A 17,625-nucleotide genomic window follows, 5' to 3' on the forward strand; every position below is an offset into this window, starting at 1 on the left:
AAAATCTTTCACTTGAACGCTTAAGGGAAGGTTCCGGCTAGGATGGCCCGTCGCTTGCAAATCATGCCGGACGTGGAGGCGAGAGCCTCCCGGACAACCAAATAGAGAGCCCGGAAATGGCGGGCGATGCGAAGAGCGGGCTGCCGGAGACGGTGCCCACGGGAGGGCCGACCCAACTCACTGCATCGCCCGCCATGCATTTTTTCGTTAGATTGAAGGGGCCGCCCTTTCCGCCTGAGGAGGGGGAGCGATGGCCGCTTCCCGGATCGTGCTGGCCGTGGCGCTCCAGCGCTACGTGGACTTCCCGCCCGTCGCCCTGCGGGCGCGCGAGGTCGCGGCGGCACTCGCACGGGCGGGCCGGGCCGTCATCGATGTGGTGACGGTGGAGGCGCCGGCCTCCCTGCTGCCGGACGTGGAAAGCACCGAGGAGAAGCTCAACCGCTTCGTCCGGGCCCTGCGCGGCATGGGACTCGAGGTGGAGGGCCATCTCCTGGCCGGAAAGCCCTCCGAGCGCATCCCGTCCTTCGTCGTCCACAGCGGCGCGGAATTCCTGGTCATCGGCTCGCACAGCAAGCGCAGCCCGCTGGACGTGGGCCTCGGCTCGACGGCCAACGCCCTCGTGGGCGAATGCCCATGCCCGATCGTCATGGTCTGGCCCACCCGCGAGGAGAGCGCCCGCGCGCGGGAACTGATGATTCCCGGATATCCCTTCGTCTTCCCTTACGGATGAGGTTCTCGCATCCGGCGCCGAAGGGGCGTTCCCTGGAGTGCGCTCTTGCGGGCTCGGGTGCGGGAAAATGGACCGGCGCGCGGGTCCGCCGGGGAGGGTGGAGCGGCTAGACGAGGGCGTCCAGGGAGGCGCCCTTGCCCGTCACCTGAGCGGCCTGCTGGGCCGCCGAGGTGGCGGCGAGCAGGATCCCCAGCGCCACGTTGATGCCTTTATTGGCGCTGATGCCCCCCGCCGATGCGTCGGCGGCGGCAGCGGCCGCTGCGGCGGAGACGGTGGCCTGGGCGGTGTTCACGGCTTCCATGGTGCTGTCCCCTTCGACCCCACTGGGGGTCATCCATGTCTCCTAACGGAATGCCGCGGGGATTACTTTAGCGATTTTTTCCTGAAGAAATGGCTCCAACCGGCCTTGCTCCGGATTTCCAGCCGGAAAATCAGGCGATTTTGGGGATTCTTTGGGCAGATTTGGCCCAGGCCCCATCCGGCAGGGAGGCCCCGGGGGCGCCTTTGCCTGGGGGATGAGGCTCTTCCCGGGGCCAGCCAGGGAGGCAGGGCCGGAAGCTTTCGGCGCGGGGAGGGGCTTACTGGGTCTGCAGCTTGCCCCCGGGGCCGCCCGCGGGGGCCTTTCCGTCCTGAATCTCGTTCTCGCGGATTTGGAGGTAGATGCTGCGGATGAGGGTGTAGTAGTCCAGTGCCTCGGCCTTGAGCTGATCGAGAAGCTCAAGGTTGCGCTCGCGCAGGTCCACCGCCCCCACCCCGTAAAAGACGTAGGGCAGGTAGTCGAGGTCGTTGTGCGCGTAGACGTAGTTGAACGGGTTCATGAAGACGTCGGCCACGCGCCCGGCGGCGTCCCGCGTGGTGGAGGGCCCCAGGATGGGCAGCACGAGATAGATTCCCGGCTTGGCGCCCCACACCGCGAGGGTCTGGCCGAAGTCCTCGGAGTGGTAGGGGGCGCCCATCCCGTCCGCGACATCGAAGAGCCCGACGACGCCGAACGTGGTATTCACCATGAACCGGCCCAGGGTGATCTGGGCCCGCTCCCCCTTCCCCTGCAGGACATCGTTGAAGAAGGTGACCGGGGCGCCCAGGTTGCGCAAGAAGTTGCGGACCGAGTCGCGCACCGGCTGGGGCAGGACCGCGCGGTAGCCCAGGGCGAGCGGCCGAAGGATGTAGATGTCCAGGTAATCGTTGAACTCGAAGACGGCGCGGTTCAGCTCTTCGAGCGGGTCGGGGACCTCGTCCTCCATGCCCGGAGGAGCGTCGGCCGACTGCTGCGCGGCGCAGCCGGCCAGCCCGGCGGAGGAGACGGCGAGCCAGGCGGCCAGGCAGACGCGGGCCAGGCACGACGCCTTGCGGCTCAACTCCATCGGGAGGCCTCCCAGGGACACCGCGCAAAAAAGCGGGGGCCGCCGACCCCCGCCGGACATCGTGGAGGCGCCACCCGGATTTGAACCGGGGATCGAGGATTTGCAGTCCTCTGCCTTACCGCTTGGCTATGGCGCCCCGAAACCTAAGGCGCACCTGCACATAAGGATTTCTAACTCAAAGCCCGATCGGGTGTCTACTCAGGGGGTTACCCCACCCTCGTGTGCTTCCGGGATGGGTTTCGATTACACTCCCCCTCGGCCCTTCCGGGCCGACTCCGTTTCACCGGCTGGAGGCATGTGCGTATGAATCCGCGTCCGGAGGGGCCCGCGGCCCAGGATGCCTCTCCTTTCCTGCGGGCCTGCCGGCGCGAGCCGGGCGCCCCCACCCCCATCTGGCTCATGCGCCAGGCCGGACGCTACATGAAGGAGTACCGCGACCTGCGCGAGCGCGTGCCCTTCAAGGATCTTTGCCGCGACCCCGCCCTCGCCGCCGAGGTGACGGTGACGGCCGCCCGGGCCATCGGGGCGGACGCCGCCATTCTCTTCTCGGACATCCTCCTCATCCTCGAGCCGATGGGGATGGAACTGGAATACTCCAAGGGGAACGGCCCCGTGCTGGCCAACCCCGTCCGCGAAGGGCGGGACGCCGAGCGCCTGCGCGAGGCGGAGCCGGGATGCCTCCCGTTCGTGTTCGAGGCCGTCCGGCAGATCCGCTCCGCGCTCCCGGCGGGCATGCCTCTCATCGGCTTCTCGGGCGCGCCCTTCACCCTGGCGTCCTACATGATCGAGGGGGGCGGCTCGCGCGAGTTCACCCTCACCAAGGGTTTCATGTACCGCGACCCCGGGGCATGGCGCTCCCTGATGGAGCGCCTCGTGCGCGCGCTGGTGCCCTACCTGAACGGCCAGATCGAGGCGGGCGCGCAGGCCGTCCAGATCTTCGACTCCTGGGTCGGGGCCCTCGGGCCGGCGGACTACCGCGAGTTCGTGCTCCCCCACACCCGCGCCCTCATCGAGGGGCTGCGGCCCGGCGTCCCGGTCATCCACTTCGGCACGGGGACGGCTTCGCTGCTCGAGGCCATGCGCGAGGCGGGGGGCGACGTGATCGGCCTCGACTTCCGGGTGGAGCTCGGCGAGGCCTGGATGCGCCTGGGCGAGGTCGCGGTGCAAGGCAACCTCGACCCGGCCGTCCTGCTGGGGGACCGGGACCTCATCCGCCGGCGGGCCGAGGCCATCCTCCGCCAGGCGGGCGGAAGGCCCGGCCACATCTTCAACCTGGGCCACGGCGTGCTGCCCTCGACGCCGGTGGACAACGTCCGCTTCCTGGTGGATCTGGTGCACACGTGGGAGCGGGGGAGCCGGCCATGACCTCAGCCTTCGATTCCGTCCTTCTCGTCGGGTTCGGCGGCCCCACTCCCGGCTGCTGCCGGCGCCACGCGGACTGCCCGGGCGAGGCCTACTGCTACGTCGAGAACGTCGTCGGGGGCCGCGCGGGGAGCGCCGACCGCATCCGCGAGGTGGCCGCCCACTACGCCCACTTCGGGGGCTTCTCCCCCTTCAGCTACTTCTCCCAGAAGCAGGCGGGCGCGCTCGAAACCGCCCTCGACGCCGCCGGGAAGCCGCTTCCCGTCTATGTGGGCTTCCGCTTCTGGACTCCCTACGTGCGCGAGGCGCTCGCCGAGATGGCCCGCCGGGGCCTGCGCCGGGCGCTCGCCATCGTGCTCGCCCCGCACCGGGCGAAGGTGAGCTGGGAGGCCTACCAGGGCGCCGCGCGCGCCGCGCGGGAGGATATAGGCGCCGGCGCGCCCGAGGTCGAGTTCCTTGACGCCCCCTGGTTCGATCACCCCGCCTTCATCGAGGCGGTGGCGGACTGCGTGCGCCGCGCGGCGGGCCGCATGGGGACCGGCCGCTTCGAGAGGGCGCGCCTCATCTTCACCGCTCACTCCATCCCGGTGCCGATGGCCAAGGTTTCCCCCTACGAGCGCGAGTTCTCCCGCACCGCCGTCCTGGCCGCGGAGGCCCTTGGGGTGAAGCGCTTCGAGATCGGCTACCAGAGCAGCGCCAGCGATGTCCCCGGCACGTGGCTCGAGCCCGACGTGACGGACGTCGTGCGGAAGGCGGCGGGGGAAGGGGCGAGGGACGTGGTCCTGGCCCCCATCGGCTTCATCTGCGACCACGTCGAGGTCCTCTACGATCTCGATGAAGAGGCCCGCGAGGCGGCCGAGGAGGCGGGCCTCGGCTACTTCCGGGCGCCCACGGTGGGGACCCACCCGGCCTTCATCCGGATGCTGCGCGACCTCGTGCTGGCGAGGGCGGCGGGAGGGGCCGCTTGACCCCCGTGCCCCGGCGGGCGGTGGTGCTGGGCGGCGGCGTCACGGGCCTGGCGGCCTGCCTCCGCCTCAGCCAGGGCGCCCGGGAGCGGGGGTTGCCGCTCGAAGTGACCTTGCTCGAGGCCTCCCCGCGGGTGGGCGGCGCCATCGAGACGGCCCGGGCGGGCGGCTGCCTCCTCGAGAAGGGCCCCGACTGCTTCCTCTCCATCAAGCCGGAGGGCTTGGCCCTCTGCCGGGAGCTGGGCCTCGAGGGCCGGCTCACGGGCACGCGCCCGGAGTGCCGCCGGAGCTTCATCCTGCGGGGCGGCAGGCTGCACCCCGTGCCGCAGGGCTTCTACCTGCTGGCGCCTTCCTCCCTCTGGCCCCTGGCCGCGACCTCCATCTTCAGCCCCCTGGGGAAGCTCCGCATGGGGCTCGACCTCGTGCTGCCGCGCCGCCGCGGGACGGGGGACGAGTCCCTCGCCTCCTTCGTCCGCCGCCGCCTCGGGCGCGAGGCGCTCGAGCGGATGGCCCAGCCGATGGTGGCGGGCATCTATGCCGCCGATCCGGAGGAGCTGAGCCTCGAGGCGACCATGCCCCAGTTCATCGAGATGGAGCGCCGCCACCGCAGCGTCATCCTCGCCCTGCGCAGGCGCATGGCGGAGGCCCGGGGGACGGCGGGGGCGAGCGGGCCGCGCTATGCGCTCTTCGTCGCGCTCGACGAGGGGATGGGCCTGCTGGTCGAGGCGCTGCGGGAGCGGCTCGCCCGCGAAGGCGTTTCGCTTCGCTGCGGAGCCCGGGTTTCGGGCCTCCGCCGGGAGGGGGGCCGCTGGCGGGTGGGATTGGAGGAGGGAGGGGAGATGGAGGCCGACGCCGTGTGCTCCGCCCTGCCCGCGCACGCGGGGAGCCGGCTCCTGGCGGGCCTCTCGCCCCGCCTGGGCGCGCTGCTGGGGCAGATTCCCTACGGCTCGGTGGTCACCCTCAACCTGGTCTTCCGGCGGGAGCAGCTGGCCCACCCGCTCGACGGGATGGGTTTCGTCGTGCCGGCCTCCGAGGGGCTGTCCCTGATGGCGTGCTCGTTCTCGAGTTCGAAGTTCCCGGGCCGGGCCCCGGAGGGGAAGGTGCTGCTGCGCGCGTTCGCCGGGGGGGCGCGGGGCGGGACGGCGTTGGGGCTCCCGGACGCGGAGCTCCTCCGGCGGCTGATCGGGGAGCTGAGGCCCGTGCTGGGACTTTCCGGAGAACCCGAGGGAGTCCTGCTCCAGCGCTACGCGCGAGCCATGCCGCACTACACGGTGGGGCACCTGGAGCGGGTGGGGGAGATGGAGCGGCTGGCCGGGGAGCTGCCCGGGCTGGCCCTGGCCGGGAGCGCCTACCGCGGGGTGGGCATTCCCGACTGCGCCGCCAGCGCCCAGGCGGCGGCGGGCCGGCTGCTGGGCTTTCTGGCGAGCGCGCCGCCAGCGTGAAAGCCTAGGCGTGGACTCGCTTGATTTTTTGCATCTGGTAAAACGGGCAGGCGGTGAAGTCGCCCTGGCAGAAGTCCCGCACGAAATGGGGTCCGCGCGAAACGCTCCGCACGAACCAAGGGTCGAAGCAGAGGATTTCCCCGTTCTCCAGGCAGATGCGGAACGGGCAGGTGACTGGGGGCGCCATGTCCATCTCCTTGAGGGGGGAGGCCCCCTATCTTGGATAGCTTAATCCGAAATTCGGCGCTTGCCAAGGGGGGTGGAAGTCGGCAGGGAGTCGGTTTGGCGATTCTGCCGTCCCTCCCATTTCCTCACCCCCGGGGGAGAGAGCCGGGGCGAGGGGGGGTGCCGGCGGCGGGGGCCTCGCCATGCAAACGGGCCTGCTACCGAAAAATCCCTTGATACCCTGCCAATTGACCCTCCCCGAGGGGTCTGTTATGTAAGCACTCCCATCGGAGGGGGAAAAGCCGATGTTCGACGAGCAGGGCCTCAGGGACGACCACCGCCGAATCCTCAAGGAAATCCAGATCGTCCGCCGGCCCTACCTGGGCATCGTCGCGGGCTACCACGAGCTGGGCTACCGGGTGCTGGGCCCCGAGGCGAAGCGGGACTCCGGCTCGGTCCAGATCTCGGGCCGGCTGATGGTTTCCCCAAAGCTCATCTGGACACCCGCCCAGGCCCAGAAGACCTTCGGCGATCTGTTCGAGGAGCGGGAGATCATGGACGCCAACCTGGTGGGGCGGGTCTTCGCCTTCCCGGCGGTGGCGGCGGGATCGTTCAACCTCCAGAGCGAGCACCTCACGATCACGCGCCACGAGTGGAGCCCCGAGGTGCTGATGGAGAAGGTCCTCGAAGAGCTCCTCCGCCAGGAGGAGACGCGCACGGCCGTCCTCCGCACCCCCGACATCCGCTTCTATCCCCTGGCCGTCCAGCGCTTCATTCACGAGATACTGGGCGAGGAGTTCGCCTGAACCGGCGCGCGAAATATGTGACATGGTTCATGGCCCGTGGTAAAACCTTGTATAATAATGACAATTGATCCACGGAATGGGAGCGGAGAGGCGGGAGGAGCGCCTCGGAGGGGTCTATGACGGGACCTGCCGGGAACTGGGGCTGCGGAGCGGCGGGCCGGGAGGGTCCCGCGAAATGGTGGCGGGACGACCGGGGACAGGGGCTGGTGGAGTACGCCCTCATCCTCATGTTCGTCGGCCTGGTCCTGGCGGGCGCCCTCCTGACGTTCGGCGTTTCGGTCGGAAACCTCCTCCAGCCCGTCATCGCGGCGCTGTAAGAGAGCGCCCCCTGGCGGTGTGACCTCCGCCACGAATCTCCCAAAACCCCCCGTTCCCGCGTGTCCGGCTTCACGCGTTCGCCGATTTGGAGCGCGCTCGTGTGAACGCCCTTACTGCCACGGCCCGTGCGGGACCGCATGGTATACCGCAGGAAGGGAGGAGGAATGAAAGGCGACGTCGGGGGGCGGAGTTCGGGGCGGGGCCGGCTCTTCCGGCCGCTGCGGAGCGGCCGCGGGCAGTCGATGGTCGAGTTCGCCCTGATCCTCCCGATGCTGATCCTGCTCGTGATGGGCGTGATCGACTTCGCGCGCGCCTTCAATGTCATGCAGGTGGTGACGAACGCCGCCCGCGAGGGCGCCCGCGTGGGCATCATCCCATCGAGCACCAACGGCGACGTCACCGGCACGGTGACCACCTACCTGTCCTCGGCGGGCCAGGGGGGGTGCAACACGGCCGGGGCCAACTGGGGGGGAGGCGGGAACGCGGGGGACTCCGTCACGGTGACGGTGACCTGCCCCTTCCAGACCCTGACGGGCACCCTCATCCCGGGCTGGACGGGCACCATCAACCTCTCCCAGACCGCCACCATGCGGCACGAGTAGCCGGAGGCGGAGGAGGCGTCATCATGCTCAGGCGGCTGCGGGCGGCGCGCTGGCTCCGGCGGGACGAGCGCGGCGTCTCCATGGCGATCGCGGCGCTCGCCCTCCCGGCGATCATCGGCATGGGCGCCCTGGCCGTGGACGTGGGCTACCTCTACACCGCCCGGAACGCCCTGCAGAACGCGGCCGACGCGGGCGCGATGGCGGGCGCGAACGTCCTGGCCGGGAGCAACAGCCAGAGCAACGCCTCCCAGCAGGCCGCGTCTTTCGCCAACCAGAACATCGCGGGCATCGGCTACCTGAGCGGGGCCGCCCCCGTCGTGAGCTTCCCCACGGCCACCACCATCCGCGTCCAGATCAACCACAGCGTGGGCCTGTTCTTCGCCCCCGTCATCGGCGTCCCGGCCGCGAGCATCCAGGTGAGCGCCACCGCGGGCTTCTCCGCCGTGAACGGCCTGCCGCCGAACGGCATCGTGCCGATCGGCATCTACTGCAACAATCCCGGCGCCTGCAACGGCCAGCTCGCCCTCAACCAGCTCCTCTCGGACATCAAGCGCCACTGCGGGAACTTCTTCGGCTCGGGCGGCTCCACCTGCAACTACAGCCCCGAGAACCCGGCCGACGGCGAAATCTTCCTCACCGGCATGACGCTCGAGGACGCCTCCGACGTGAGCAACGCCCAGTTCCGCAACGAGGTTTACGGCGGCTCGCCCGCCTCCGTCTCGATCGGCCAGCATTCCCGGGCGCTGCCGGGGACGCGGGAGGGCTGGTCCTCGGGCATGACGGACCGGCTCGCCGAGGGCCGCAACGAGATGACCTTCGTGGTAATCGAGCGCCTAGAGCCCCCCGTCGGCAACTACAACATCCGGGTGGTGGACTTCGTGCAGGTGCGCGTCAACAGTTTCAAGGTCGGGCACGGCAACAAGCAGGACAGCTTCGACATCGAGATCATCCGCGGCCCCGTCTCCTCGCAGAGCTTCGCCGGCCAGAACGAGGGACTCGGACTCAACTCGGTGGTGGCGGTGCGGCTCACCCAGTAAAAGGGCGAGTCTGCGGGGCGCCCCCGGGAAGAGGGTGGAGCGGGTATAATCGGGCGCTGACGCCCATCATGGGGGATTCCAGATGACGACCCAGAGCTGGCGCCGCGGGTTCCCGCGCCGCATCCGGAGCGCGCGGGGGCAAGTGCTGGCGATCGTCGCCCTCATGCTCCCGGTGCTCATGGGCATGGGAGCCCTCTCGGTGGACGTCGGCTACATGTACGTGGCGCGCTCGGCCATGCAGACGGCGGCCGACGCCGGCGCCCGGGCGGGGGCGGGCGTGCTGGCCACCGGAGGGAACCAGTCCGCCGCGAACGCCGAGGCGCTCAACTTCACGAACCAGAACCTCGGCCGGCTCGCCTACCTCACGGGGGCCACACCCACGGTTAGCTTCCCGACGTCCACCTCGATCCAGGTGAACATCGTCCACAACCTGCCGCTCTTCTTCGCGCCCGTCATCGGCTTCAACACCGCGGGCGTCAACGCCAACGCCGGGGCCTCCATCTCGCCGGCCTCCTCGGTGCCGCCGGGCAGCATGGTCCCCCTCGGGATCCACTGCAACAACCCCAGCGGCTGCTCCGGGGTGCTCCAGGTGGGGCAGACCTTCAGCCTGCGGCGCTACTGCGGCAACTTCTTCGCGGACGGCGCCGGCGGCAACGGCTGCGGGAACGCCATCGCCAACGGAGAGAACTTCCTGGTGGGCTTCACCCTGGACGACCACTCGAACAGCAACAGCCTGTTCCGGTCGCGGGTCTACGACGGCTACGACGTCGAGGTGAACTACGGCGACCCGGCCCGCGCGCTGCCCGGCAACCGGAACGGCTGGCGCTCCGGGATGGAGGATCGCCTCGCCGAGGGCCGCAACGAGATGACCTTCGCCGTCATCCGGGGGCGCGACCCGGCGAGCCAGGCCTACAACATCGAGATCGTGGACTTCGTCCAGGTGCGCGTCTCGAGCTTCGCGCAGTCCGGCAACACCGACACGACCACCTTCGAGATCATCCGCACCGCCGTCTCCACCAACAGCTTCGCCCAGGCGGGGGAGGGGTACGGCATCAACTCCATCGTGGGGGTGAGGCTGACCAACTAGCCCCGCGGAATCCCGCCGCCTTGCCCATCCGCGGGCGGGGCCGGCATCTTCCCCCTCTCCGGGGGAAGAGGGGTTGAGGCTCCATCGCCTTCCCGATCACTTGCCATGAGCGGCCCATCCGGATTTTACGGCTAGAGAAACCCCAGCCGCCGCCCCAGCCGGCCCCGGTTTTCCGACACCAGCCAGTAGCCCGCTTCGACGAGCCACACGAAGGGCGGGAGGGAGAGGAGCGCCGCCGAGCGCTCCCAGCCCAGGAGGGCGAGCACGCCCAGGGCCGCGCGGCCGGCGCGCAGCACGCGCCCGTCCGGCAGGATGAGGTGGACCCACCGGGCGCAGGCCCGGCGCAGCTCGTCCGTCATGGGGGGCGAGGAGGCCTGCTGATAGGGAACGGAACGGATGCGCCCGGCGCGGTCGCGGGCCTCGACCCAGGCCACGCTGCGGCGGCAGAAGCCGCAATCGCCGTCCCAGAGGAGGAGGGCGCGCCCGTCCCCGGGGGCGGCCATCAGCCCTCCGCCAGCTCGCGGATGCGGACGGCGGCGGGATAGACGGGACAGTAGAACTCGCACACCCCGCAGCCCGTGCAGCCGGCCTCCCGCACCACGGGGCCCTTGGCCCCGTCCCTCTCCTCGATGGCGATGGCGGCCGCCCCGATCGGGCAGCGGTCGGCGCAGGCGGAGCAGGAGGGTTCCTCGCCCGACCAGGCGAAGCACTTCTCCGGGTACACCACGGCCAGGCCGATGCGGATCTCTTCGCGGGGGAGCAGGGTGAGGGCACCCGTCGGGCAGGCCTTCATGCAGGAGAGGTCCTCGCAGAGGACGCAGGCCGCCTCGCTGGGGCGGATGAGGGGGGCGATGAGGCCGGGGTCGTCGCGGCGCGGCACCATGCGGATGGCGTTGGCCGGGCAGGCGATGGAGCAGGCGGAGCTCCCGAGGCAGACCTCGAGGAAGCGCGCCTCGGGCCGGGCCGCCCCGGGCGGGCGGATGAGGAGGTCCTCCGCCGGGGGGCGGTAGCCCTTCGTCTCCCCCTCGTTCGCCCCCTGGAAGAAGGCGCGGATGAGGTGGAGGGGGCCCTCCTTCAGGAAGGTCTTGCGGTCCATCCGGCGCTCGGCGCCCATGCGTGCTTCCCGTTCGGCGGCGGGGGGCGGCCCGATAGCCGCCCCCGCATGCTACGCCGCCCGCCCCCCGAAGGCTAGCCCTTCGGGGCCACGACGCGGTTCCGCAGGACGCCGATCTTCTCGATCTCGCACTCGATGACGTCGCCCGGCTTCATGAGGCCCGGCGGGTCCATGGCGAAGCCCACGCCCTCGGGGGTGCCGGTGGCGATCATGTCGCCGGGCACGAGGGTGAAGCCTTCCGAGAGGACGGAAACCACGGTGGCGATGTTGAAGATCATGTCGTTCGTGTTCGACTTCTGGCGAACCTGGCCGTTCAGCCGGCTCTGTACGGCGAGGTTATCGGCGTCGCCGACCTCGTCGGCGGTCACGATCCAGGGGCCGAGGGGGCCGAAGGAGTCCAGGGCCTTCCCCTTGAACCACTGGAGGTGCCGCACCTGGATGTCGCGGGCCGACACTTCGTTCATGATGGTGTAGCCGTAGACGTAATCGAGCGCCTTCTCCTTGGGGATGTTGATCCCCTTCCTGCCGATGACGATGACGAGCTCGCACTCGTAGTCGAGTTCCTTCGTGATGGGGTGGTAGAGGATGTCCCCCTCCGGGCCGTTGTGCGAGCCGATCCACTTGGTGAAGTAGACCGGGATCTCCGGGTACACCCCCACCGGCCGCCCGCGCTTCCGGGCGCCCTCGTCGGCGTGCTTCTTGTAGTTGAGCCCCACCGCGATGACGGGGCGCTTGAGCTCCGCGATGGGCGCGAGGAGCTTGACCGACGAGAGGGGCTTGGGCTTGCCGTTCGTCTTGGGCGCGCCCCCCGCCGCGATGACGGCGCAGGCGTCCCCCGTCTCGGGCACCACGTCCTCCACCCCCGCGGCGGTCAGCACCGCCACGCGGGGGCCGTTCCCGGCCTGGTAGGTGAGCAGCTTCATCGTTCCTCCTGGATGCGTACCGATGGGGCCGATGCACCCATAGGGGCGGCCCCCTGTGGCCGCCCCTGTGTCAGGGATGGGGCGGGCGCGGGGGCCCGCCCCTACGGAGAAGCGGCAACCCTCAGCCCGCCGCCTTCCGGATGGTCTCGGCCATGCTCTTGGCGCCCGCCATCATGAAGTTGAGGTCGCTGCCGGCCAGGATGAAGCGGATGCCCTCCTTCACCCGCCGCTCGATCATCGCCGGCTGGTAGGAGCCGCCCATGCCGGCCGTCTTGCCGTGCCGCTTGCAGGCCGCGATGACCTGCTCGTAGACCTTGTTCACCCTGGGGTGGTCGTGCTGGCCCACGATGCCCATCCCGGTGCTCAGGTCGTTCGTCCCGATGAGCAGCACGTCGACGCCCGGCACCGCCGCGATTTCGTCCGCGTTCTCCCCCGCCCCGGGCGTCTCGATCATGGCGACGAGGAGCATCTCGCGGTTCACGTCGGCCAGGAGCTTCCCCGGGTCCATCCCCTCGAAGCGGGCGTGGGCCAGCCCCCCGCCCGAGCTGCGCCCGCCCTCGGGGGGGAACTTGCAGACGTGCACGAGCTCCCGCGCCTCCTCCGCCGAGTCGACGTGGGGAAGCACGATGCCCTGCGCGCCCGCGTCCAGGATGCGGGTGCTGAGGTGGGGCGAGAGGTCCGCCACCCGCACCAGCGGGGTGATGCCCTGGGTCAGCGCCGCGATGGAGAGCTGCTGGGCCGTCTCGAGGTCGAAGGGGCCGTGCTCGAGGTCGATGAAGAGCCAGTCGTAGCCCGCGGCCCGCATGGCGAGGCCCACCTCGACCGTGCGGGCCATGCGCACCCCCGTCCCCAGGGTGATCTTTCCCTCCCGGCACTTCCGCTTCGTCTCGTTCGCGATGACGGGCAAGGCGGCCTCCTTCGCGCACACCGGTCCAGTGAAAGGCGGCGGGGCCGCCAGCGTTCGGATGGAATCCCGGAGGCCCCGATTCTTACCCCGAAACCCGGGGAGGGGCAAGGCGCACCCCGTGCCTTCCCGCCGCCCGGCCGTTGGTTTAGGATGGATGACCCGGCGCGTTCATCCGTCTTCCCCCAGGAGACCCTCCATGACCCCCGCGGGCCACGCCGCCGTCTCGGTGCTCGCCGCCCAGGCGGACCGCCGGCTGCCTCCCTGGGCGCTGGTGATGGGGGGCGTCCTCCCCGACGCGGATTATGTGTTCGCGGGCTTCGATTTCTTCGTCTCCATCCACCGGGTGGCGACCCACAACCTGGCCTTCGCCTTCCTCGCCGCCGGGCTCGCGTGGGGAATCGCCCGGGAGGAGAAGGGCTGGGCCGCCCTGGCCGCCTTGGCCGGGGTGCTACTGCACTGCCTCGCGGACTCGGTCATGGATACGAATTCGGCCAACGGCATCGGGGTCGTGATCTTCTGGCCCTTCTCGGACTGGATGTTCTCTCCCTTCAACCTCGCCCCCGAAGTGAGGTACGCGACCCAGCTGCCCGGCCTCGGGACGATGATCGAGCGCTCGGCCTGGGCCGTGAAATGGGAGGCCCCCTTCTGGCTGCTGGCGGCCGTCATCTGGCTCAGGCGGCGCAAGGACACCCTCGCCGGACAAGGAGAATCGCATGCGCGCGGGATGGTATGAGAAGTACGGCCCGGCCCGGGAGGTGATCCAGGTCGGGGAGCTCGAGACGCCCCAGGCGGGGCCGGGCGAGGTGCGCGTGAGACTGCGCGCCTCGGGGGTGAACCCCTCGGACGTGAAGAGCCGCGCGGGCTCGCGCGGCCCCTGGCGCTGGGAGCGCATCATCCCCCACAGCGACGGGGCGGGGGAGATCGACCAGGTCGGGCCCGGAGTGCCGGCCTCCCGCGTGGGGGAGCGGGTGTGGGTGTTCAACGGCCAGTGGCAGCGCACCCACGGCACGGCCGCCCAGTACATCGCGCTCCCGGCCCTCTACGCCGTCCCCCTCCCGGCCGGCGTCTCCTTCGAGGAGGGCGCCTGCCTGGGCATCCCGGCCATGACGGCCCACCGGGCGCTTTTCACGGACGGCCCCATCCGGGGCAAGACGGTGCTCGTCACGGGGGGCGCCGGGGCGGTGGGCTTCTACGCCGTCCAGCTCGCCAGGTGGGGCGGGGCCCGGGTCATCGCCACCGTGAGCGGGGAGCAGAAGGCCGCCCGCGCCCGCGAGGCTGGGGCGGACGAGATCGTGAACTACCGCTCGGAGGACGTGGCCCAGCGCGTCAGGGCCCTGACCGGGGGCGAGGGGGTGGACCACGTGGTGGACGTGGACTTCGGGGAGAACCTCCCCATCACCAGCCAGGTCGTGAAGGAGAACGGGGTGGCCGCGGCCTACGCCTCCATGCGCGTCCGGGAGCCCGTGCTGCCCTGGTACGCCTTCATGCAGAAGGGCGTCCTCATCCGCCCCGTCTTCGTCTACACCATCCCCGACGAGGCCAAGCGCGCCGCCTGCCGGGACATCAACCGGGCCATCGAGGAAGGGAAGATCCGCCACGCCGTGGCCCAGCGCTACCCCCTGGCCGACCTGGCCTCCGCCCACGAGGCCCAGGAGAGCGGCGAGGTCGTGGGGAACATCGTGGTGGAGGTGGGGTAGGGTTTGATTGTAAATATAGTAATTTGATATATGGGGATTATCTCCGGCAAGAAGTTTAGCTCCTTCGGTGAGGGCGAAATGACGATTTTCCTAATCGTGTCGGCGATTTTCCTTATTTTGGTTGTGGTTGCCATATCCAACAGGCCGCGAAAAGCCAAATCCACAAAACATCTCTCAGAGATGCCTGCCGTATCCGTAACGGTAACAGGTTCACTTGACAGGGTTTCGGATGGCATTGATACAGGCAGACTTCAAAAAGTGGGTTCAAATGATTGGGTGATTAATCCGAAGACAACATTTCCACTGACGATCTGCGGAGTGAGCCAATCTATAGCGAAGGAAATTAAGGATATCTTGGATTCAAATTTAAACCGTGGAATACACGAACAGATAAAATCCTTGGCTCCCATAATTGCGCGATCCAATCTTCGGTGCCGCGAGATTGACGAATATGTGAACGAGATTAAACCAAAGTATTTGCGGATAATCGAGGAGCAAAAGCGAGCGTCATCGGAATGGCCGGATGCATCAGAAAAGGACAGGGAAGACCTTTTGGAGACTTTCAAACAAAAGGCGATGGAATCAATTGAAATCAGGCCACGAGCCGACCTTGGGACAATACTCGAAGGTGAACCTACGGATGCCACTTTCGATGATGACTTGATTGACCATTTCGGTTTTGAAGCTCTCCGGTTGTATTTCCGCTATTCCGATAACCTTGCAAAGGTCAGAGTGGTCCCCGCGAATCATAGAGATCGGGATGGATTTGAAGCCTTGGTTCAGAAGGGACTGGCCATCCGCGGGACGGAAATCCCTCTCGCATCTATCCTGGATTCACTTAAACTTAAAGAGATGAATGAGATGGCGTCAGAATTAGGTGCTCCTGCATTTAAAAGGAAGGCGCAGGCTATCGAGTATTTGGAATCAATCAAGAACATTCAGGAGACGTTAGGCAAAAAGATTGCTTTCCGCGAATTGTTTCAACTGAAGCCACTGCCTGGTGAATTTTCTGGCATCAGGGTGGAAGAAGTTTCTCGTAGTTGGAAATATTACGAAGAAGTCGCCGAACTGCTTGCCCATACCTACTCGATGGCAGCATATGCCTCACGTTGGAAGGAATCCGATGCCTCGTATGTGTCCGGATGGGAAATTGCTGGGGCAGAATATTGCTGCCCGCATTGCCAAAAATTGGCAGCGAAAACCTATTCCAGAAAAAACTTCCCTCAGGTCCCCTGTCACATAGGGTGTTCTTGTTCAGTCCATCCTGTGGTTTCTTGATGTAAGTTGCCCTGTCTAAATCGCGCGATGCGCCGCGCCATCTCCTCGTTCGAGATGACGCGCTTCGCGTCCGAGTCCGCCAGGCCGCGCTCCACCATGACGTGGAAGGCAAGCTCGCGCACGATTTCCTCGCGCGAGCTGTCCTCGGGCTGCTCCTGGATGAGGCGGGTGAGTTCTTCCTTCGCCGTCGACATCGCCTGAGCCTCCGCCTTCCCTTCAATCCCGCCAAGGCGCCCATCGATCGTAGCCGCCCCGGAACCCGGCGCATCCGGCCAAGCGAAATTCATCATATCGATCCCCCCGATCCCTCCGCAACCGGTGCGAATCCGCCGGCAGGCGGCCTCACCCCGCCCTTCTCGCGGCGGCGCGCCAGGAGCGGAAGCGGCGCTTCCGGCTGCTGGAGGGGGCGGCGGCGGCCGGGGGGCGGTCCTGAGCCTGAGCCTGGGCCTGCGGGCGGGCGTGGGGGCGCGCCTTGGGGCGGGCGCCGCGCGCCGGGCGCTGGGGGCGGGCCTTGGGGGCGGCCGCCGGGACGGCGCGGGAGGGCTGGCCGCCCGCGACGGCGAGGGGGCGCTTGGTCAGCCGCTCGATGTCGCGGAGGAAGGCCTGCTCCTGCGGATCGCAGAAGGAGAGGGCGATGCCCGAGGCGCCCGCGCGCGCGGTGCGCCCCACGCGGTGGACGTAGATCTCGGGCACGTTCGGCAGCTCGAAGTTGATGACGTGGGTCACGTCCGTGATGTCGATGCCCCGCGAGGCGACGTCGGTGGCGACGAGCACCCGGAGGCGGCCCGCGCGGAACATATCGAGGGCCCGCTGGCGGGCGCCCTGGGACTTGTTGCCGTGCAGGGCCTCGGCGGCGATGCCGTCATCCGCCAGATGGCCGGTGACGCGGTTGGCGCCGTGCTTGGTGCGCGTGAAGACGAGCACCCGGCCCATCTCCGGCTCCTTCAGGAGCCGGGAGAGGAGGGCGCGCTTCTCCTGGGCGCCCACGAAGAAGACGCGCTGCTCCACCTGGTCCACCATGATGGCCGAGGGCGAGACCTGGACGCGCGCGGGCTCCCGGAGGATCTCCGCGGCCAGGCCCGCGACGCTCTCGGGCATGGTGGCCGAGAAGAGCATGGTCTGGCGCCGCCCGGGCATCGCCGAGATGATCTTCCGCACGCTGCGGATGAAGCCCATGTCGAGCATCTGGTCGGCCTCGTCCAGGACGAGGATGGGCGTCCGGTCGAGGCGCAGCTTCCGCTGCTCCAGGAGGTCGAGTAGGCGGCCCGGGCAGGCGATGAGGACGTCCACCCCCCGGGCGAGCGCCTGGATCTGCTTCTCGTAGCCCACCCCGCCGTAGACGGCGGCCTGGCGCAGCCCCGTGTGGCGGCCATAGGTCCGGAAGCTCTCCGAGATCTGGAGGGCGAGCTCGCGGGTGGGCGCCAGGACGAGCGCGCTCGCCGAGCGGGGCCCGGCCGGCTCCCGGCCCGCCGCGAGCCGCTGGAGGATGGGCAGGGCGAAGGCGGCCGTCTTGCCGGTGCCCGTCTGGGCGATGCCGAGGAGGTCCCGGCCCTCGAGGAGCAGCGGGATGGCCTGGGCCTGGATGGGGGTGGGGCGGGCGTAGCCCTCGGCCTCGAGGGCGCGGCGGAGCGGCTCGGCCACGCCGAGTTCGGTGAAATTCGGTTCGGTCACGTAGAGATATCCTTCTGTGCCTGGACGGCCGTCACCCGGCGGGTGCCGGACGCGTCGCGGCGCTTGTTCGCCGGGTCCAGGCGCATCTGGAGCAGACGGGGGGTTTGCCGGAATTGTCTCGGGATTGGGTGCTTCGGGCTACCTTGAGGAAGCACAT

General features: G+C 68.9%; 21 protein-coding genes and 1 tRNA gene. 12 read left to right on the forward strand and 10 right to left on the reverse strand.

All coding sequences use genetic code 11. The features are described from left to right. Positions 1 to 250 precede the first annotated feature (250 nt). Positions 251 to 730, forward strand: coding sequence for a universal stress protein (locus HYZ11_13555; protein MBI3128625.1), 480 nt, complete (start codon positions 251 to 253; stop codon positions 728 to 730). A gap of 106 nt (positions 731 to 836) precedes the next feature. On the opposite strand, the gene HYZ11_13560 is transcribed toward HYZ11_13555, so the two are convergent. The 3 genes from HYZ11_13560 to HYZ11_13570 form a co-directional block, all read right to left on the reverse strand. Next, on the reverse strand, positions 837 to 1,064 hold the full coding sequence (locus HYZ11_13560) for a hypothetical protein (protein ID MBI3128626.1): 228 nt from the start codon (positions 1,062 to 1,064) through the stop codon (positions 837 to 839). Between the two features lie 244 nt (positions 1,065 to 1,308). Then, complete coding sequence (locus HYZ11_13565) at positions 1,309 to 2,094, reverse strand: VacJ family lipoprotein (GenBank protein ID MBI3128627.1); 786 nt, start codon at positions 2,092 to 2,094, stop codon at positions 1,309 to 1,311. Between the two features lie 62 nt (positions 2,095 to 2,156). Beyond that, positions 2,157 to 2,230, reverse strand: a tRNA-Cys gene (locus HYZ11_13570). Between the two features lie 167 nt (positions 2,231 to 2,397). Here HYZ11_13570 and hemE point away from each other — a divergent pair. The 3 genes from hemE to hemG are packed head-to-tail and all read left to right on the forward strand — an operon-like array spanning position 2,398 to position 5,863. Further along, on the forward strand, positions 2,398 to 3,459 hold the full coding sequence (hemE, locus tag HYZ11_13575; GenBank protein MBI3128628.1) for a uroporphyrinogen decarboxylase: 1,062 nt from the start codon (positions 2,398 to 2,400) through the stop codon (positions 3,457 to 3,459). Then, positions 3,456 to 4,424 (forward strand): ferrochelatase, encoded by a 969-nt coding sequence (gene hemH / locus HYZ11_13580; GenBank protein ID MBI3128629.1) that lies wholly within the window; start codon positions 3,456 to 3,458, stop codon positions 4,422 to 4,424. Before hemE ends, hemH begins: the two co-directional genes overlap by 4 nt. A 23-nt stretch (positions 4,425 to 4,447) precedes the next feature. Continuing rightward, positions 4,448 to 5,863 (forward strand): protoporphyrinogen oxidase, encoded by a 1,416-nt coding sequence (gene hemG / locus HYZ11_13585; protein ID MBI3128630.1) that lies wholly within the window; start codon positions 4,448 to 4,450, stop codon positions 5,861 to 5,863. Between the two features lie 4 nt (positions 5,864 to 5,867). Here hemG and HYZ11_13590 read toward each other — a convergent pair whose 3' ends face one another. Beyond that, entirely contained in the window at positions 5,868 to 6,050 is a 183-nt protein-coding gene (locus tag HYZ11_13590) for a hypothetical protein (GenBank protein ID MBI3128631.1), read from the reverse strand. A 283-nt stretch (positions 6,051 to 6,333) separates the two neighbouring features. Between HYZ11_13590 and HYZ11_13595 the strand changes: the two genes are divergently transcribed. The 5 genes from HYZ11_13595 to HYZ11_13615 all read left to right on the forward strand — a co-directional run bounded on the left by HYZ11_13595 (position 6,334) and on the right by HYZ11_13615 (position 9,878). Continuing rightward, entirely contained in the window at positions 6,334 to 6,834 is a 501-nt protein-coding gene (locus HYZ11_13595) for a hypothetical protein (GenBank protein MBI3128632.1), read from the forward strand. A gap of 116 nt (positions 6,835 to 6,950) precedes the next feature. After that, on the forward strand, positions 6,951 to 7,151 hold the full coding sequence (locus tag HYZ11_13600; GenBank protein ID MBI3128633.1) for a hypothetical protein: 201 nt from the start codon (positions 6,951 to 6,953) through the stop codon (positions 7,149 to 7,151). Positions 7,152 to 7,316: 165 nt separating this feature from the next. Next, a complete protein-coding gene (locus HYZ11_13605; GenBank protein MBI3128634.1) occupies positions 7,317 to 7,754 on the forward strand; it encodes a pilus assembly protein in 438 nt (145 codons plus the stop codon). A gap of 23 nt (positions 7,755 to 7,777) precedes the next feature. Beyond that, complete coding sequence (locus HYZ11_13610; protein ID MBI3128635.1) at positions 7,778 to 8,791, forward strand: hypothetical protein; 1,014 nt, start codon at positions 7,778 to 7,780, stop codon at positions 8,789 to 8,791. Between the two features lie 82 nt (positions 8,792 to 8,873). Continuing rightward, complete coding sequence (locus tag HYZ11_13615) at positions 8,874 to 9,878, forward strand: hypothetical protein (protein ID MBI3128636.1); 1,005 nt, start codon at positions 8,874 to 8,876, stop codon at positions 9,876 to 9,878. A gap of 131 nt (positions 9,879 to 10,009) precedes the next feature. On the opposite strand, the gene HYZ11_13620 is transcribed toward HYZ11_13615, so the two are convergent. The 4 genes from HYZ11_13620 to HYZ11_13635 all read right to left on the reverse strand — a co-directional run bounded on the left by HYZ11_13620 (position 10,010) and on the right by HYZ11_13635 (position 12,750). Further along, complete coding sequence (locus HYZ11_13620; GenBank protein MBI3128637.1) at positions 10,010 to 10,381, reverse strand: DUF393 domain-containing protein; 372 nt, start codon at positions 10,379 to 10,381, stop codon at positions 10,010 to 10,012. After that, positions 10,381 to 10,992: a 4Fe-4S dicluster domain-containing protein gene (locus HYZ11_13625; GenBank protein ID MBI3128638.1), complete on the reverse strand. Its 612-nt coding sequence runs from the start codon at positions 10,990 to 10,992 to the stop codon at positions 10,381 to 10,383. The genes HYZ11_13620 and HYZ11_13625 overlap by 1 nt, the downstream gene beginning before the upstream one ends. A gap of 74 nt (positions 10,993 to 11,066) precedes the next feature. After that, complete coding sequence (locus HYZ11_13630; GenBank protein ID MBI3128639.1) at positions 11,067 to 11,915, reverse strand: fumarylacetoacetate hydrolase family protein; 849 nt, start codon at positions 11,913 to 11,915, stop codon at positions 11,067 to 11,069. A gap of 121 nt (positions 11,916 to 12,036) precedes the next feature. Then, positions 12,037 to 12,750 (reverse strand): aldolase, encoded by a 714-nt coding sequence (locus HYZ11_13635; GenBank protein MBI3128640.1) that lies wholly within the window; start codon positions 12,748 to 12,750, stop codon positions 12,037 to 12,039. A 268-nt stretch (positions 12,751 to 13,018) separates the two neighbouring features. Between HYZ11_13635 and HYZ11_13640 the strand changes: the two genes are divergently transcribed. The 3 genes from HYZ11_13640 (at position 13,019) to HYZ11_13650 (ending at position 15,797) form a co-directional block, all read left to right on the forward strand. Then, entirely contained in the window at positions 13,019 to 13,555 is a 537-nt protein-coding gene (locus HYZ11_13640) for a metal-dependent hydrolase (GenBank protein ID MBI3128641.1), read from the forward strand. Beyond that, positions 13,536 to 14,519 carry an NADPH:quinone reductase gene (locus HYZ11_13645; GenBank protein ID MBI3128642.1) on the forward strand — a complete coding sequence of 328 codons (984 nt, stop codon included), beginning with the start codon at positions 13,536 to 13,538 and terminating at the stop codon, positions 14,517 to 14,519. Before HYZ11_13640 ends, HYZ11_13645 begins: the two co-directional genes overlap by 20 nt. A 78-nt stretch (positions 14,520 to 14,597) precedes the next feature. Beyond that, positions 14,598 to 15,797 carry a hypothetical protein gene (locus HYZ11_13650; GenBank protein ID MBI3128643.1) on the forward strand — a complete coding sequence of 400 codons (1,200 nt, stop codon included), beginning with the start codon at positions 14,598 to 14,600 and terminating at the stop codon, positions 15,795 to 15,797. Here HYZ11_13650 and HYZ11_13655 read toward each other — a convergent pair. Then, on the reverse strand, positions 15,755 to 15,991 hold the full coding sequence (locus HYZ11_13655; protein MBI3128644.1) for a hypothetical protein: 237 nt from the start codon (positions 15,989 to 15,991) through the stop codon (positions 15,755 to 15,757). The genes HYZ11_13650 and HYZ11_13655 overlap by 43 nt on opposite strands. 148 nt (positions 15,992 to 16,139) lie before the next feature. Next, entirely contained in the window at positions 16,140 to 17,468 is a 1,329-nt protein-coding gene (locus HYZ11_13660; protein ID MBI3128645.1) for a DEAD/DEAH box helicase, read from the reverse strand. Positions 17,469 to 17,625: the final 157 nt, after the last annotated feature.

This window comes from Candidatus Tectomicrobia bacterium (assembly GCA_016192135.1).
Taxonomy (GTDB): domain Bacteria; phylum UBA8248; class UBA8248; order UBA8248; family UBA8248; genus 2-12-FULL-69-37.

What these genes read in the sequence shown, in the direction of transcription:
- HYZ11_13555 (MBI3128625.1), top strand. Translation starts at nt 251, where the DNA reads ATGGCCGCTTCCCGGATCGTGCTGGCCGTGGCGCTCCAGCGCTACGTG.
- HYZ11_13560 (MBI3128626.1), bottom strand. Translation starts at nt 1,064, where the DNA reads ATGACCCCCAGTGGGGTCGAAGGGGACAGCACCATGGAAGCCGTGAAC.
- HYZ11_13565 (MBI3128627.1), bottom strand. Translation starts at nt 2,094, where the DNA reads ATGGAGTTGAGCCGCAAGGCGTCGTGCCTGGCCCGCGTCTGCCTGGCC.
- hemE (MBI3128628.1), top strand. Translation starts at nt 2,398, where the DNA reads ATGAATCCGCGTCCGGAGGGGCCCGCGGCCCAGGATGCCTCTCCTTTC.
- hemH (MBI3128629.1), top strand. Translation starts at nt 3,456, where the DNA reads ATGACCTCAGCCTTCGATTCCGTCCTTCTCGTCGGGTTCGGCGGCCCC.
- HYZ11_13590 (MBI3128631.1), bottom strand. Translation starts at nt 6,050, where the DNA reads ATGGCGCCCCCAGTCACCTGCCCGTTCCGCATCTGCCTGGAGAACGGG.
- HYZ11_13595 (MBI3128632.1), top strand. Translation starts at nt 6,334, where the DNA reads ATGTTCGACGAGCAGGGCCTCAGGGACGACCACCGCCGAATCCTCAAG.
- HYZ11_13600 (MBI3128633.1), top strand. Translation starts at nt 6,951, where the DNA reads ATGACGGGACCTGCCGGGAACTGGGGCTGCGGAGCGGCGGGCCGGGAG.
- HYZ11_13605 (MBI3128634.1), top strand. Translation starts at nt 7,317, where the DNA reads ATGAAAGGCGACGTCGGGGGGCGGAGTTCGGGGCGGGGCCGGCTCTTC.
- HYZ11_13610 (MBI3128635.1), top strand. Translation starts at nt 7,778, where the DNA reads ATGCTCAGGCGGCTGCGGGCGGCGCGCTGGCTCCGGCGGGACGAGCGC.
- HYZ11_13615 (MBI3128636.1), top strand. Translation starts at nt 8,874, where the DNA reads ATGACGACCCAGAGCTGGCGCCGCGGGTTCCCGCGCCGCATCCGGAGC.
- HYZ11_13620 (MBI3128637.1), bottom strand. Translation starts at nt 10,381, where the DNA reads ATGGCCGCCCCCGGGGACGGGCGCGCCCTCCTCCTCTGGGACGGCGAT.
- HYZ11_13625 (MBI3128638.1), bottom strand. Translation starts at nt 10,992, where the DNA reads ATGGGCGCCGAGCGCCGGATGGACCGCAAGACCTTCCTGAAGGAGGGC.
- HYZ11_13630 (MBI3128639.1), bottom strand. Translation starts at nt 11,915, where the DNA reads ATGAAGCTGCTCACCTACCAGGCCGGGAACGGCCCCCGCGTGGCGGTG.
- HYZ11_13635 (MBI3128640.1), bottom strand. Translation starts at nt 12,750, where the DNA reads ATGGCCCGCACGGTCGAGGTGGGCCTCGCCATGCGGGCCGCGGGCTAC.
- HYZ11_13640 (MBI3128641.1), top strand. Translation starts at nt 13,019, where the DNA reads ATGACCCCCGCGGGCCACGCCGCCGTCTCGGTGCTCGCCGCCCAGGCG.
- HYZ11_13645 (MBI3128642.1), top strand. Translation starts at nt 13,536, where the DNA reads ATGCGCGCGGGATGGTATGAGAAGTACGGCCCGGCCCGGGAGGTGATC.
- HYZ11_13650 (MBI3128643.1), top strand. Translation starts at nt 14,598, where the DNA reads ATGACGATTTTCCTAATCGTGTCGGCGATTTTCCTTATTTTGGTTGTG.
- HYZ11_13655 (MBI3128644.1), bottom strand. Translation starts at nt 15,991, where the DNA reads ATGTCGACGGCGAAGGAAGAACTCACCCGCCTCATCCAGGAGCAGCCC.